Source organism: Silvimonas iriomotensis, assembly GCF_014645535.1.
Lineage (GTDB): Bacteria > Pseudomonadota > Gammaproteobacteria > Burkholderiales > Chitinibacteraceae > Silvimonas > Silvimonas iriomotensis.
Genome location: NZ_BMLX01000001.1, coordinates 905,648 through 919,639, shown reverse-complemented (window position 1 = coordinate 919,639; position 13,992 = coordinate 905,648). Strand labels below are relative to the sequence as shown.

General features: G+C 60.2%; 15 protein-coding genes. 11 read left to right on the top strand and 4 right to left on the bottom strand.

The features are described from left to right. Positions 1-420 precede the first annotated feature (420 nt). Positions 421-627: a major capsid protein P2 gene (locus IEX57_RS04035; protein WP_268238316.1), complete on the top strand. Its 207-nt coding sequence runs from the start codon at positions 421-423 to the stop codon at positions 625-627. 247 nt (positions 628-874) lie between these two features. Here IEX57_RS04035 and IEX57_RS04030 read toward each other — a convergent pair whose 3' ends face one another. Then, the gene (locus IEX57_RS04030) at positions 875-1,789 is read right to left on the bottom strand and encodes a LysR family transcriptional regulator (protein WP_188702559.1); all 915 of its coding nucleotides are present in this window, start codon (positions 1,787-1,789) and stop codon (positions 875-877) included. A gap of 107 nt (positions 1,790-1,896) precedes the next feature. On the opposite strand from IEX57_RS04030, the gene IEX57_RS04025 reads away from it, so the two are divergent. From IEX57_RS04025 to IEX57_RS04015, 3 genes are all read left to right on the top strand, one after another. Beyond that, entirely contained in the window at positions 1,897-2,571 is a 675-nt protein-coding gene (locus IEX57_RS04025; RefSeq protein ID WP_188702557.1) for a carbonic anhydrase family protein, read from the top strand. A 318-nt stretch (positions 2,572-2,889) separates the two neighbouring features. Next, positions 2,890-4,029: a helix-turn-helix transcriptional regulator gene (locus tag IEX57_RS04020; protein WP_188702553.1), complete on the top strand. Its 1,140-nt coding sequence runs from the start codon at positions 2,890-2,892 to the stop codon at positions 4,027-4,029. A gap of 148 nt (positions 4,030-4,177) precedes the next feature. Further along, positions 4,178-4,774 (top strand): hypothetical protein, encoded by a 597-nt coding sequence (locus IEX57_RS04015; RefSeq protein ID WP_188702551.1) that lies wholly within the window; start codon positions 4,178-4,180, stop codon positions 4,772-4,774. An 82-nt stretch (positions 4,775-4,856) separates the two neighbouring features. On the opposite strand, the gene IEX57_RS04010 is transcribed toward IEX57_RS04015, so the two are convergent. Continuing rightward, a complete protein-coding gene (locus IEX57_RS04010) occupies positions 4,857-5,489 on the bottom strand; it encodes a BatD family protein (RefSeq protein WP_188702549.1) in 633 nt (210 codons plus the stop codon). Between the two features lie 69 nt (positions 5,490-5,558). On the opposite strand from IEX57_RS04010, the gene IEX57_RS04005 reads away from it, so the two are divergent. The 4 genes from IEX57_RS04005 to IEX57_RS03990 all read left to right on the top strand — a co-directional run bounded on the left by IEX57_RS04005 (position 5,559) and on the right by IEX57_RS03990 (position 9,139). After that, complete coding sequence (locus IEX57_RS04005) at positions 5,559-6,713, top strand: extracellular catalytic domain type 1 short-chain-length polyhydroxyalkanoate depolymerase (protein ID WP_229708690.1); 1,155 nt, start codon at positions 5,559-5,561, stop codon at positions 6,711-6,713. Positions 6,714-6,870: 157 nt separating this feature from the next. Further along, the gene (locus tag IEX57_RS04000) at positions 6,871-8,136 is read left to right on the top strand and encodes an NRAMP family divalent metal transporter (protein WP_188702547.1); all 1,266 of its coding nucleotides are present in this window, start codon (positions 6,871-6,873) and stop codon (positions 8,134-8,136) included. 274 nt (positions 8,137-8,410) lie between these two features. Further along, a complete protein-coding gene (locus tag IEX57_RS03995) occupies positions 8,411-8,587 on the top strand; it encodes a hypothetical protein (protein ID WP_188702546.1) in 177 nt (58 codons plus the stop codon). A 153-nt stretch (positions 8,588-8,740) separates the two neighbouring features. Continuing rightward, complete coding sequence (locus tag IEX57_RS03990; protein ID WP_188702544.1) at positions 8,741-9,139, top strand: hypothetical protein; 399 nt, start codon at positions 8,741-8,743, stop codon at positions 9,137-9,139. Between the two features lie 96 nt (positions 9,140-9,235). Here IEX57_RS03990 and IEX57_RS03985 read toward each other — a convergent pair whose 3' ends face one another. After that, on the bottom strand, positions 9,236-9,511 hold the full coding sequence (locus IEX57_RS03985) for a hypothetical protein (RefSeq protein WP_188702542.1): 276 nt from the start codon (positions 9,509-9,511) through the stop codon (positions 9,236-9,238). Positions 9,512-9,856: 345 nt separating this feature from the next. Between IEX57_RS03985 and IEX57_RS03980 the strand changes: the two genes are divergently transcribed. From IEX57_RS03980 to IEX57_RS03970, 3 genes are all read left to right on the top strand, one after another. Beyond that, positions 9,857-12,199, top strand: coding sequence for a catalase (locus IEX57_RS03980; protein WP_188702540.1), 2,343 nt, complete (start codon positions 9,857-9,859; stop codon positions 12,197-12,199). Between the two features lie 159 nt (positions 12,200-12,358). Further along, a complete protein-coding gene (locus tag IEX57_RS03975) occupies positions 12,359-12,556 on the top strand; it encodes a hypothetical protein (RefSeq protein WP_188702538.1) in 198 nt (65 codons plus the stop codon). 44 nt (positions 12,557-12,600) lie between these two features. Next, positions 12,601-13,542: a hypothetical protein gene (locus tag IEX57_RS03970; RefSeq protein ID WP_229708688.1), complete on the top strand. Its 942-nt coding sequence runs from the start codon at positions 12,601-12,603 to the stop codon at positions 13,540-13,542. A gap of 201 nt (positions 13,543-13,743) precedes the next feature. On the opposite strand, the gene IEX57_RS03965 is transcribed toward IEX57_RS03970, so the two are convergent. Next, entirely contained in the window at positions 13,744-13,989 is a 246-nt protein-coding gene (locus tag IEX57_RS03965) for a hypothetical protein (protein WP_188702536.1), read from the bottom strand. Positions 13,990-13,992 lie beyond the last annotated feature (3 nt).

The following is a 13,992-nucleotide window of genomic DNA, read 5'->3' as shown; positions in this document are numbered from 1 at the left end:
CATTTCCCGGAATGAATTCTGCTTTCCTGCATAAGGTCGGAGCTTCGACAGTAAACCTTCAAATGCATTTTCATCGAAATCCCCCGATTGAATGCAGTTAAGCAATTTTTGAGCGTTGACCTTGTCATTGCCTTTGATTTTTTGTTGTCGCATTAAACTCTTCCCGACGAATGGTTGGGTGGGTGGTTGACGAGTGTAACACCCCTCTCTGGCGGGGGTTTTACGCCCCTTTGCCGGGCGTTTCTTTTTTGCCGATTCTTCGGGCTTGCAAGTTGTGTCTCACACATCAACCAAGCCCAAGGGAGGGCAAACAATGAATTCGTATCTCAAAACTGCACTGGTGGCGATTGTTGCCGTTGCTGTTGTCATGCGCGTTGACCCGCTGAAAAAGGTCGTGATCGGCGGCTAAGCAGGAAACAACTGAGCTTTATGAACGTGGCGCCGGGTGTTACCGCAACGGTAGCGTTGCCGCTCGGGCCGACTTATGAACGCTGGATTTTCAAATTTGGCGGCACCACGCTCAACAAGACACACCTGACCGATATTCGCCTGCGGGTGAATGGTCGCGTCATCCATCAGTGCAGCGGCGCCGATCTGGAAAGCCCCTCACGAGCACATTGTCTTTAAGTTCGCATAATGTATATTATGTTAAGTTACATTAAGCGTCTGATCAGAACCATCAGGAATTTGGCAACCGTCAAAACGCACAGTCACCCCGCCCCTTAACCTTAGCCAGCATAGAAACTTAATCAGGCACCTGCCCAGGCAACACGCAGCGTGCAGCCGAATCCTGGCCCGGGTGCACTGGTCCGGGCCACCCTCCCGCCCAGCCCGCGGCTTGTAAACCGAAAAACACAGATCGTGTGACGTGATCCTACAGGCCCGATTCGCGCCGCTCGCTCCACTCCAGCGCGGTGCGTTCAAGGTGCTCCAGAAACACCGCCGCAACCGGGGAAAGTTTTTTGCCGCGCGGATAAAGCGTAAACCAGTGCGACTGGAGCGGAAAACCGGCTACATCCAGTATGGTCAGTTGCTCGTCTGCCGGGCGCGCAGGCAGCGCGTGGCGCGAAATCACGGCAAGGCCAAGGCCGCCGGCAACGGCTTGCTTGATCGCCTCGTTGCTGCCCAATTCAAGTCTGACTTGCGGCACGAAGGCGGCGCGGGAGAAAAACGCGTCGCAGGCCAGCCGTGTACCGGAGCCGCGCTCCCGCAGGATGAAACGCTCGGCCGACAGGTCTGCAAGTTGTAGTTGGCGTCCTTTCATGGCGTGGCCGTCGGCGGCAATCAGGACCAGCGGATTGGGCAGGAACGCGTGCTGCTCAAGGTCCAGGTTTTCTGGCGGCATGGACATGATGTACAGATCGTCGCGGTTCTCGCGCAGGCGGGCGACGACGCCATCGCGATTCAGAATCTCAAGCGCAATTTCGATGTTCGGGTGTTCTGTACAAAAGTCGCCCAGCAGCCGCGGCACAAAATACTTCGCGGTACTCACCAGCGCCACCCGTAAACGCCCCTGCTCCAGCCCCTTCATGGCATTGAGGGTTTGCTCGAATGCCAGCCACTCTTCAAGCATCGACCGGGCGGTTTCTGCCAGCGCCTCGCCGGCGGCGGTCAGGAAAATGCGTTTGCCGATTTGTTCGTAAAGCGGCAAACCCGCGGCCTCGGTCAGCTCACGCAGCTGCATTGATACTGTCGGCTGCGTGACGTGGCAGGCCTCTGCGGCGGCGGTGACGCTACCGCGCTCGGCCAGCGCCAGAAAAAGGCGCAACTGGCGAAAAGTGGCATTCATAGATATTTATCGATCAATATCATCGTAAATATCGATTATTGCTTATTTTCTTGCGTTAGTACTATCTCGACCCAGTGCAATCGCTGCAAAGCTGGAGATGACTCACCATGAAAACGCATACCTCTGAAACCCAGGCCACCGTCACCCCGGCACTCGCCCTGCAATTTCTCAAGGAAGGCAACGCGCGCTTCGTCAACAACCTGCGCGTGAGCCGCGACCTGTTGCAGCAAGCCAATGAAACGCGCGACGGGCAGTGGCCATTCGCGACCATCGTCAGCTGTATCGACAGCCGGACATCGGCCGAACTCATTTTTGATCAGGGCCTTGGCGACATTTTCTCGGTGCGTATCGCCGGTAATGTGATCAACACCGACATCCTTGGCAGCCTTGAATTTGCCTGCAATGTGGCCGGGTCACGGCTGATCGTGGTGCTTGGGCACTCTTCATGCGGCGCAATCAAAGGCGCTTGCGACCATGTGGAGCTTGGCAACCTGACCGAACTGCTGTCCAAGATCCAGCCTGCCGTATACCAGGAGGGGCAAACCCTGGAACCGGCAAAACGCAACTCGAAAAACCCAGTGTTCGTCGAGAATGTGGCCGATCTAAACGTCCGCCACGCTGTGCGTTCTATCATCAACCGCAGCTACATCCTTGAACACATGGTCGCCGCCGGCAAGATCGGCATCATCGGCGCCAAACACGACCTGGCAACGGGCGAAGTCACCTTCTTCGATGACACCTGGTTGAACGACAAGACCGCCGTCCAGGCCATGGCCGGGTAAGCGCAAGCTCTACGCTTGAGAGGTATCAAGCCCAGACCACCGGCCGGGTGGTCTGGGTGTTTCATTTTTGAAAGGGCACCGCGCCCTGACCGCCCCTTCCGCAAACCCTCCTCCAGGACCGCGTAGCGCTGCCATCACGACAGCCGAAACAGCTTCGCGCGCATGAAGCCTGGCTAACGAAATACGTAGCGCAGCACCGCAAAAACGCCAGATGCATGGATAGTGCTTGCTTTGATCAAATACATGATTAGTCTTCGAAGCAGGCATCGTTGTTGTTGACGGGCGGATAGCCCCAGCAGCGGTTTGGGAGGGGATCGCATGACTCTGAGCGCCAGTGAAGTCATAGACTCGATATACGCTGCGGTCGAGCGCCCTTCCCTCATGGCCGATACCGTTGGAAAAATCGCCCTGCTTGGTGGGGGATACGTCGGGCAATACATCAAAATGGATGTACCAGGGCGTCAAGTCATTAGCGCATGTGTCAGTGACGGCTCGCTTGCAGAATCAGACCAGGCATATTCCAGTTACTTCGCGTCAATCGACCCCAGGGTCGCCTGGTTTGTATCCGGTGAAATCGGGGATTGGCGACCCGACCAATTCCGGTTTGACGAGCAGTTTGTAAAAAGCAGCGAACTCTATAACGAGTTTCTGAAACCCTACGGCGCCAAACGCGTTGCGGCAAATTGCATTCGCCGAAGCGGCCGTGTATACGAAGCCGTTACGATTGCCCGACGATACGATGCCGGCAACTATGACGATGGCAATCTGCAAGTCCTGAACAGTTTCTCAATGCATCTTGTTCGGGCCGCGACGTTGCGCGCACGCCTTGCCGAACTCGAAGAACAACACGCCGCCGCAGAGGAAGCCCTGAAACGCATGCCGTATGGCGCAATATGGGTCGATGCGACACAGCGCGTTGTCTGGATGAGCCCGCCCGCAATGACTTATCTTTCCATGGCCGACGGGATTAAAGTCTCTGCGCAACGCCTGTCGAGCCCGGATGCAAAATCCGCCTCTCGTATAAACCTGGCATTAAAACGGGCCACCAATCCATATGGGTCTGAAGGAAGCTGGTTCACCGTAGCGCGGTCAAAACAAGCCACCCCATGGCTTGTTTCCATCATCCCTTCCTCCAATCCACCGGAATGCGACAAAGGTTATCGGGGGCCCTACGCTCTTGTCATCATTCAGGATGGCGCCGGCCCGGCTTTGCCACATGCAAGACAACTGCAGTTGATGTACGGACTTACCTCTGCGGAGGCACGCCTCGCCTTGGGTTTGCTGCAGAACACAACGGTAAAAGCTTACGCAGAGAAGAACCAGATTAGCGCGTCCACCGTACGTACACACCTGCGGCAACTCCTCGCCAAAACAGGAACCCATCGACAAGCCGAACTTTTGCGTGTTCTTGGCTTGCCACTGCCCATGCAATTGCCTGGCACCCCTCAGCGCCAGTAATCCGGCGCACGACAGCCAGCTATTCCTTACCACCCGACCAACGCAACCGTTTACTCATTCAATCAGATGAGGCCCCGCACGGGCTTTCGGTCGATAGTTTTCTCTCAGTTTTGCCTTGTTTTCAGGGCCACCCAGAGGGAGAGCCGCGATGCTTGCCACAACGCGTTTGGGTCACTTTTGCGTGTACATCGCCTCACTGGCTTGCAGCCTGAGTAGCGTGGCGGCGTGGGCAGCAAACCAGACTGACGACAGCGGCATTGTTTTTATGGACACTTTGGGGCGATATCAGCCCGCCAAGTGGACCAACAGCAAACCTGGCGGGCGCCACGGTGAGTTTGGGCCGGCGCCTTCAGGTGCAAATGCAAGCCTGGTTTTTCATGCAGCAGATAACGGCGCCAATTTCTACAGCAAGCAAGTCCTCCCGCCCGGACACTACAAGCTTTATTACCGCTATCTGGCCAAAGATTGCCCGGGCCACAACGTGTGTAGCGGCGGCCTGACGGTGGTGAGTCGCGAGTTCGGAAAAATCGGCGCGCTGAAGTGGCCGTATGATTTCCCTGCCAGCAGTGGCTATACAACCACTCATTTCAAGCACGGCATTGCGGGGACGGGGCACTGGCAACGGGTCAGGGCGAATTTCATGGTTTATGAGCCCTTCCGGATCGCAATTGAATATGCGCCGGCCGGCCAGCACGAGGCGGGCAGCGCTTATTTCCGGCAGCTGGTTGTGCAGAGCGTGCCGTAGATTCTGGGCGATCCAGCGCCCTGCCCCTTGGTAACCACACAAATCAGCACCTGAGCCCGGACAACACGTTGCGGGTGATGAATCAATTCAGCGGAGGCAGTACCGAGGCGCTTGCGGCAGGTGCAATGGTTTGCTGTTTGCGTAACTCGGCCAGTGATGGCGCTGACACGGGATCGCCTCTGCCCTGCCCGTACACGCTTTGCAGCCAGGCATCTGCCGTTGCCGGGTTCATCCGGCGGCGTAATTCAGCGGGCGCTGGATCGTCTGCGGCATCCAGCCAGCGGTACAGTGCGGGGATGATTTTTTGTGGATTCTTGCCGGCCAGCGCGCGGCGCAGGGCGTTTCTGGCTGCGTGTTCGGGGCTGGTTTTCCTGGGGCGAGAAGACCAGGCGCGTATTGCGTGCCACAACCTGGGCACAAGAAACCATAAGGCCACCAGTGCGGCAATGAGCGCGCCGGCGTATTCGGCCAGTTGCTGCACATCCAGATGCCGGATGCGGGCGGGTGCGGGGGCAGCAGCTTCGGGCGGCAAGCCGATTTCGGGGTGATATGAAGGGGTTGCGACTGCGCTGAATGTCACCGCGGGCACCTGTGCGCTGCGCAACTGGCCAGCCCGGGTGTCCCACCAGGCAATGCTCACTGCGGGCAAGGTGTAGCTGCCGGCTTTCTGGATGACGTAAGTGGCGGCGTCTTGCCGGGTACTGCCGACGCACATTACGCTGGAGTAACCAACAGCAGTTAACCCGCCCGCGGCTGCACATCACCCACATCAGCGAGGTCTGTCGTGCTCAAAAGCCTGAAACGACTGATGCTTGGCGGCATTGCCTCGATGAGCAAAGCGCAGCTGCGGCAACAAAAGCAACTGACCCGGATATTGCTGGGCCCAAAGCGGCGTAAATCGCGCAAAAGCCCGGCATCAGCCACAACGACCAGGCCGGCCCGACCCAGCAAAAAACCCGCCACAGCCAGCTCCGCAGCCACCTCACTTCCTGGCAAATGGAGCACATCCTGGTTTCACACCACCAGCCTGGATCAGCCGCTGTCTTATCAACGGCTGGGCTACAAGCTGTACCTGCCCAGACAGCATAAAGACGCCCCGCTACTGGTCATGCTGCATGGTTGCGGGCAGAACGCGAATGATTTCGCGCTGGGCACCCGCATGAACCTGCTGGCCGGACAAAAGGGTTTTGCCGTGCTCTACCCGCAGCAGGCCTTGCATCGTCATTCGCAGCGCTGCTGGCCGTGGTATGACAAATCCGTGCAGGAAGGCGGCGGTGAAGTACCGTTGATCATGGGCGCCATACAGAAAGTGCTGGCGCAGCACGGTCTGGACCCGGCGCGGGTCTATGTGGCGGGTATTTCTGCCGGCGCCGGCATGGCGCATATTCTGGCGTTGCATTACCCGCACCAGATTGCCGCCGTTGGCCTGCATTCGGGGCCGGTCTATGGCGCGGGCAATGGCAAGCTAACGGCCTTGATGGTGATGCAAAGCGGTTCCGTGCACGGCACCAGCAGCGCCATGGCGCCAGCACAGCTCCGGCTGGGTACTGCGCTGCGCATGCCAGCGATTTTGATCCAGGGGCACGCCGACAAGGTGGTGCGCCCGATCAACCAGCATCAACTGGTGCAGCAATTCATGACGCTGAACCAGTTGCAGAGCAGCGACGCCCGGCCAACCGTGCTCAAGCGCAGTGGGCGTGGCCGCAAGGCACAGAGTTATCAGATTGATGACTACGTGGTCCGCCGCAAACTGCTGCTGCGGGTCTGCCGTGTCAGCGAACTGGGCCATGCCTGGAGCGGCGGTGACGGCACGATCAAATTTCATGCGGACCACGGCCCGGATGCCAGCAAGTTGATGTGGGATTTCTTTGCCCGCCACCGACGGGCACAACCCACTGCCCCAGCCCCGCGTACCCGCAAGAAAAAACCGGCGGGTTGAGCAAAATGTTGCCTCATTGCCCCAAACCAGCAGTGTCAGTGCCCGCCTACCTGCCGCCACCCACAAACACTGTGCATGCATCCAGTCAGCTGCTGATTTATTTGTCACCAACAAGCATTTAGCATCTGAACACCCGCAGCGCATCTAGAGGTGTCGCATGGCTAAACTAAATAGCAAATGGCTAAAGCGATTGGGGCCAGGGCTGATTACCGGGGCGGCAGATGACGACCCCAGCGGCATCGCCACGTATTCCCAGGCGGGCGCGGCATTCCGCTTTGATACACTCTGGTCTTTGCTGCTTTGTTTCCCGTTGATGTTTGCCATCCAGGCGATCTGCGCCCGCATTGGCCGCACCACGGGCTCCGGCCTGGCCTCGCTACTGAAAGGCCACTATCAGGGGTTCTGGTTTTACATCGTCATCCTGCCCATGTTTGTTGCCAACATGATCAACGTGGGCGCGGATCTGGCGGCCATGGGCGACAGCATGGCGCTGCTGACCCACTCAGAAGAGCGGCTCTGGTTTGTCAGCGGCTTTGGCGTTTTCTGCACCCTGGGCATGGTGCTGATGCCCTACCCGCGTTATTGCAGCATTCTGAAATGGCTGACGCTCACCCTGTTTGCGTATGTCGCCGTTGTGCTGATCATCAAGGTGCCCTGGCTTGCCGTACTCAAGACCACGGTGCTGCCGCCGCTGCGCTGGGAGAACAAATACCTGACCACCATCGTGGCCATTCTGGGCACCACCATCAGCCCCTATCTGTTTTTCTGGCAGTCCTCGCAAGAGGTGGAAGAAATCCATCTGCATCCGGAGCGCGAGCCACTGATCGAAGCGCCCCACCAGCACCCGGATGCCTTTGCACGCATTCGCAGCGACACCCTGACCGGGATGGCGTTTTCCACGCTGATTGCCTACTGCATCATGGTGGCCACCGCCTGCACGCTGCACCAGCACGGCGTAACCGACATCAAGACCACCGCGCAAGCCGCCGAGGCCCTGCGACCCGTCGCCGGCACCTTCGCCTTTGCCCTGTTTGCCTGCGGCATTATCGGCACCGGGTTGCTGGGTGTGCCGGTGCTGGCGGCATCGGCCGCGTATGGCATTGCCGGTTCGCTCGGCTGGCCCAACAGCCTGTCTCATCGCGCCCGTGAGGCCAAACGCTTTTACGGGCTCATCGTCGGCGCGATCGCGATCGGCGTGCTGATGAACCTGATCCACATCGACCCCATGGCCGCGTTGTTCTGGAGCGCGGTCATCAACGGGGTGGTGGCCGTACCGGCCATGATCGCCATCATGCTGATCGCCACCAACCGCAAAGTCATGGGCATTTTCCCCATCCCGGGCCATCTGGCGGTACTGGGCTGGGCCGGTACTGCCGTCATGCTGGTCGCGGTCATTGCCATGTTCGTATTCATGTTGAAGTAACGGCTTGGCGGCTTGCTGACAGCACGCTTCCGTTATTCCTGCACCGCTTTGCGCAGGCCACTGTTCCAGCAAGGCGGCCAGATGCATCAAAGTCAGGCCGTAGTTGCAGTCCGGCACGGGTTTGCCAGCCACGGACCTGCCGGGATAACGCCGTGCTTTTTGTGTTTCCGATAGACGTACGCCACTGATGCGCTGCCAGCGCCAGGGCCGACAGCAAATCGACCATGACGGTTCTAAAATGAACAAACACGCTCAACACACAGCGGGGGAAACCATGGACATCCTGCACCTCAAACCACTGCACCGCCCCGGCCTTCACTTGCCCAGACTGCGGCTGGATGATGATTTCGTGCCGCGCGCCACCACTTCAATCATCGTGATCTTGTGCCTGTTTGCCGGTGGTGTGCTGTATCTGACCATTGCGCTGCTTTCTGCCCTGCACGCCTGGTAAGCGCGCGTCATGACGGACTACACCCGCGGCCACTCTGACTGACAGCGGACTCATCCGCAGCCGGACCGTTTTCAGCGGCCCGGCGCCGTAAGGTGATCGGGTATGCCTAACGCGCATGCCCACCACCCACCAGGTGTCACCCGGAGAACCGTCATGGCCACTCATATACCCGCGCGCCCTGCCCGCGTTGAATCTGCCGGCAAGAATACGACCCAGCCCGCAACCTCGCCCAAACCGCACCCCAGCATCCAGCCGTACTCTGGCCATCTTGCGCCAGACCAGACGCCAGAATGGATGACCGACAAGGGATCAAGCGCCGGTGATGGCGGCGGCACCGGCATGGGCGCCAGCACAGATGCAGTCAAAGGCCCCACCCGCAGCATTGGCACCGGCACCAACCCGCTTACTGGCGAAAACGCGGGCACCGGCATTGGCAAAGAAGATGTCTCCGCCCACGGCAAGGCAACGGAAAGCGCCACTGGTGGCAGTGGTTCCAGCATTGATACAGACAAACAGGGAAAGACGGTCAGCGTGAAAAGCCCGAAGCACTAACAGTGCATATTCGGGCCAGCACCAACCGCAGACCGCGACCACAGACCGTGAACCGCCCCGGATAGTGCAATCACTGCGCCTTGCGGGGCGGTTGCATTACTGCGGGCCGGTTCTTTTCAGACGAAACGGTTGATCGTCCAGATCAAAATACCGGTCGTACTCTTCCCGCGTTTCCCGTTGGTAGTCAGCCTCGGTCATATAGCGCCGGTCAGACAGTTGATAACGGGTCAGATCGCGCTCCAGCGCGCGTGCGCTGCTGTCCAACCCCTCGCCCTCCGCTTCGACTTGCGGCGGCGTAGGCGTCACGGTGTATTGCGGGTATCTGGCCTGTTTGCGGGCGATCCGGCTCCCGCGTAAATGCGGCATTCTCATGGCGTTGCTCCATTCAAAAAGTGGCATTGCGGGCAGGAAAATCTGACCACCCCATACCACCAGCCTACGACTGGATCTCAGCGCCCCGGATCAGCAGCGGCAGGAGTTGCACGTCAGAGAGCGCGTGCGCGTATGTAGGGTGACGTGCCTTCTTGCAGCAGGACTACGCGCCGGGGATGTTTCTCCGACAGGACAGTCCGCCGATACCGGGCCTACAGCGCCCGAACCCGGGTTTAAGGTGCTCTGAAACTGGCTGCACTGCACGCCATGCGCGTTCAACCCCTGGCGCATGGCACACCTTTTTTGGTGTCCGCAGCCCACCCTTCAGCCGCAAGGAGTCCGATCATGGCGACACGCCCCCGCAAACATGCTGACACCAGGTCAGCCAGCACCCTTATTCAGGCACGTGACGAACAAGCACGCGCCCAGGAACAACTGGCGCGGAATATCCCATGGAACGCCACCAAAAAAGCCGAGTACGGCGCGCAAGCGCGTACGCCGCATCAGGGCGAAACAGCCCGTGCGGCCAGCGCTCTGGCCCATGCCAGCACGGTAACGGAAGCCACCGCCAGCCCCAAAACGGGCGATGGCAAAGTGTCCAGCGGCGCCAGCCCGATCGCCGGCGCGCTGGACCGGGTACGGACCGACGACACCGACCAGCCGCTGACCACCAATCAGGGTACACCGGTGGCCGACAACCAGAGTTCGCTCAAGGCCGGGCTGCGCGGGCCGACGCTGATGGAAGACTTCATCCTGCGCGAGAAACTCACCCACTTTGACCACGAGCGCATTCCGGAGCGTGTAGTGCATGCACGGGGCTCGGCGGCGCACGGGTATTTTGAAAGTTATGGTGATTTCTCCAGCCTGACCCGCGCGGCGCCGTTGGCCAGCGCCGGCAAGCGCACGCCGGTATTTGTGCGTTTCTCTACCGTTGCTGGCGAGCGCGGCTCGGCCGACACCGTGCGCGACGTGCGCGGTTTTGCGGTGAAGTTCTATACGGATGAAGGCAACTGGGATCTGGTCGGCAACAACATCCCCGTGTTCTTCATCCAGGATGCCATGAAGTTCCCCGACCTGATCCACGCGGTGAAACCGGAGCCCAACAATGGCATTCCGCAAGCCGCCAGCGCGCACGATACATTCTGGGATTTCGCCTCGCTCTCACCCGAGACCGCCCATATGCTGATGTGGCACACGTCTGACCGCGCCATTCCGCGCAGCTACCGCACCATGCAGGGTTTTGGCGTGCATACGTTCCGGCTGATCAACCAGGACGGCGAGGCGGTGTTCTGCAAGTTTCACTGGCAGCCACTGGCCGGCACGCATTCACTGGTCTGGGACGAAGCCTTGCGCATTTGCGGCGCAGATCCGGACTATCACCGCCGGGATTTGTGGGAGGCGATTGAGTCGGGCGAATACCCGGAATGGGAACTGGCCTTGCAGGTATTTACCGCGGAAGAAGCCGAACAGTTCGAATTTGACGTGCTGGACCCGACCAAACTGGTGCCGGAAGAACTGGCGCCGCTGCAGATCGTCGGCAAGATGGTGCTTGATCGCAACCCGGACAATTTCTTTGCCGAGACCGAGCAAGTGGCGTTTTGCACGGCGCATATCATCCCCGGCATCGACTTCAGCAATGATCCGCTGCTGCAAGGGCGTATTCACTCGTATGTCGATACGCAGATCAGCCGGCTGGGCGGCGCCAATTTTCATGAACTGCCCATCAACGCGCCGATCGCGCCCGTTCACAACAACCAGCGCGACGGCATACACCGGCAGGCACTGAACCGGGGCCGGGTGGCGTATGAACCCAACTCTTTGGGTGGCGGTTGCCCGTTCCAGACTGGCCAGGCCGGTTTTGCCAGTTTTCCGGAAGCGATCCACGCCGACAAGATGCGCGGCAAGCCGGAGAAATTTGCCGATCATTACTCGCAAGCGCGCCTGTTCTGGCGCAGCCAGACCGACGCCGAGCAAAACCACATCATCAACGCCTTTTGCTTTGAACTGGGCCACGTGCAAACACCTGCCATCCAGACACGCGTGGTCTCCATGCTGGCCAACATCAACCCGCGCCTGGCCAGCGCAGTCGCCCAGGGGCTGGGCATTGCAGTGCCAGAGCCAATGCCCCTGGCCACCGACGCCCCGATCCCTGATTTCGCGCCCTCGCCTGCCTTGTCTTTGCGTCATTTGCCCGGCAAGACCGGCATCCACACCCGCAAGGTCGCCATCTTGCAAGGCGAAGACGCCGATCACCAACAACTGGAACAGGTCCTGAAAACACTGCACGACAAAGGCGCCGTCACCCAGATTGTGACCAGCCGCGCCAGTCCGGGCAGCAAGGCCCACGCGACACTGCCGGCCACCGTATTGAGCGCCACCTCGCCCGTACTTTACGACGGCGTGATCGTGGCCGCGGGCGATGCCGGCGCGAACCAGCTTGCCACCGACCCACTAGCGCTGGAGTTCGCCCGGCTGCAGTACCGGCATGGCAAACCGATGCTGGCGCTGGGCGGCGGCAAAGACTTGTTCCAGGCCGCCCAGTTACCGGCCACCCTGCCCGATGGCGGGCACGACAACGCCATTCTGGTCGCCACCAACGGGCAAACCGACGACCTGCTGACCCAGTTCATGCGCGTTCTGGCCATGGGCCGCATTACCGGCCGCGAGCGAGCACCAGAAACTGCCTGATTGCGCTGGCAACCGTAACGCCCGGAAGACTACGCAAACGGGTCGGCTCTCTGACAACACAGTCCGTCGCCACCGGACCGCCCAGCCACACCCTGCGCCTTAAGCTGACTTGAATGCTTCAAGGGCCTCGCCACCCTGACATCACGACGGAGATTGATCATGGAGAAGGAACAACGCCATCGCCCAAGCGGGCACGCAGCGCACAGCCACTCGGATCGGCACCACACAACCGGCCATCACGCCGACAACCAGAACGATGACAGCCAAGGTTCGCACATCGGCGCGCCGGATGGCGAACCCACCTACGACAAAACCGAAGGCAGCGGCACGCAGACCGGCGTCAAATCCGGCAAGTGACGGCGCGCACCAAGGCATGACATCGACAACAGGAGACCTGCATCATGCGTCCCACCCCACCTCTTGCAACAGAACCCAACGTACCCGGCCTGGCGCCGCGCCTGTCCCACACCTTGACCAGCGGTTTGTCCTGGGGCGCGGTGCTGGCAGGCGCCGCCACTGCGGCAGCGCTGGCGTTTATCTTGCTGATTCTTGGCTTCGGCCTTGGCCTGTCGGCCGTTTCGCCATGGGCAGACAGCGGCGCCACGGCATCGGCCATCGGGGTATCTACCATTGTGTGGCTGGCGCTGACGCAAATCATTGCGTCCGGGCTGGGCGGCTATCTGGCCGGGCGCTTGCGCAATAGCTGGGTCGATATCCATGTGGACGAAGTGTATTTCCGCGATACTGCGCACGGACTGCTGGTCTGGGCTGTCGCCACGCTGATTACGGCAGCCGTGCTGACCAGCGCCATCGGCACCGTGCTCAGTGGCGGCGCCCAGGCCGGCGCCAGCGCCCTGCGCGGCGCGGCGGCCGGCATTGCCACGGGTGGCGCCCAGGTCGCAGCAGCGACTGACAGCAACCCGGATAACGCCGCCAGCCGCTATTTTGTCGATACCTTGTTCCGGACCAATCAAGCCCCGACCGACGCCCAGACCACCGGCCCCGGCAACCGCATCGAAGCCGGCCGCATCTTCGCCAACGCGCTGCGCGTGGGGCATCTGGACGCGCAGGACAAACAGTATCTGGGTAGCGTCGTCGCCCGCCAGACCGGCCTTGACCAGCCCGCCGCCGAAGCACGCGTGGCGCAAACCTACGACCGCCTCACACGCGCACTGAACGATGCCGACATCGCCGCCCGCAACGCCGCCGATAAAGCCCGCAAGGCCGCGGCCTACAGCGCACTGTGGATGTTCGTAGCCCTGTTATGCGGCGCGTTCTTTGCCAGCTGGTTTGCCACCATGGGCGGCAAACACCGCGACCGCCCCGCCATTGTCAGCAACTAACCAATCAGGAGACTGCCATGCGTTCCCTGCTGCTGTTTTTACTGGGTGTACCCATCCCCGTCATCATCCTGATCGCAATCCTGTTTCACTGATCGAGCATCGCGCTTCAAGGGATATCGGGCATTTCATGCACGCGGGCGACGACACCTCATCGCGCCCGCGTCATTTCATGTCTGCCCTTGTGGTCCGGTCTGACAAGACTTACTGCCGCGCTGATGCCACCACATGCGCAGACTCCGGCACCTGCGGCGATGTACCAGGAAGCAAACGGCCAATGGTCATCCGGCGCTCATCCAGATAGATGCTGGCAATCGCGCGCAAGCTTTGAGGTGTCAGCGCATCAAGCGCTGACTGGGTAATGGACTCGACATCTGGCGCAAAGCCCAGCGTGGTCAGACGGGCGATCCACCAGGCATTCGGCCCCGGTTCCTTGGCTTGTACGGTCAATTG

What these genes read in the sequence shown, in the direction of transcription:
- IEX57_RS03990 (WP_188702544.1), top strand. Translation starts at nt 8,741, where the DNA reads ATGGCCACTCATATACCCGCGCGCCCTGCCCGCGTTGAATCTGCCGGC.
- IEX57_RS04000 (WP_188702547.1), top strand. Translation starts at nt 6,871, where the DNA reads ATGGCTAAACTAAATAGCAAATGGCTAAAGCGATTGGGGCCAGGGCTG.
- IEX57_RS03970 (WP_229708688.1), top strand. Translation starts at nt 12,601, where the DNA reads ATGCGTCCCACCCCACCTCTTGCAACAGAACCCAACGTACCCGGCCTG.
- IEX57_RS03975 (WP_188702538.1), top strand. Translation starts at nt 12,359, where the DNA reads ATGGAGAAGGAACAACGCCATCGCCCAAGCGGGCACGCAGCGCACAGC.
- IEX57_RS03985 (WP_188702542.1), bottom strand. Translation starts at nt 9,511, where the DNA reads ATGAGAATGCCGCATTTACGCGGGAGCCGGATCGCCCGCAAACAGGCC.
- IEX57_RS04010 (WP_188702549.1), bottom strand. Translation starts at nt 5,489, where the DNA reads ATGTGCGTCGGCAGTACCCGGCAAGACGCCGCCACTTACGTCATCCAG.
- IEX57_RS04025 (WP_188702557.1), top strand. Translation starts at nt 1,897, where the DNA reads ATGAAAACGCATACCTCTGAAACCCAGGCCACCGTCACCCCGGCACTC.
- IEX57_RS03995 (WP_188702546.1), top strand. Translation starts at nt 8,411, where the DNA reads ATGGACATCCTGCACCTCAAACCACTGCACCGCCCCGGCCTTCACTTG.
- IEX57_RS03980 (WP_188702540.1), top strand. Translation starts at nt 9,857, where the DNA reads ATGGCGACACGCCCCCGCAAACATGCTGACACCAGGTCAGCCAGCACC.
- IEX57_RS04030 (WP_188702559.1), bottom strand. Translation starts at nt 1,789, where the DNA reads ATGAATGCCACTTTTCGCCAGTTGCGCCTTTTTCTGGCGCTGGCCGAG.
- IEX57_RS04015 (WP_188702551.1), top strand. Translation starts at nt 4,178, where the DNA reads ATGCTTGCCACAACGCGTTTGGGTCACTTTTGCGTGTACATCGCCTCA.
- IEX57_RS04020 (WP_188702553.1), top strand. Translation starts at nt 2,890, where the DNA reads ATGACTCTGAGCGCCAGTGAAGTCATAGACTCGATATACGCTGCGGTC.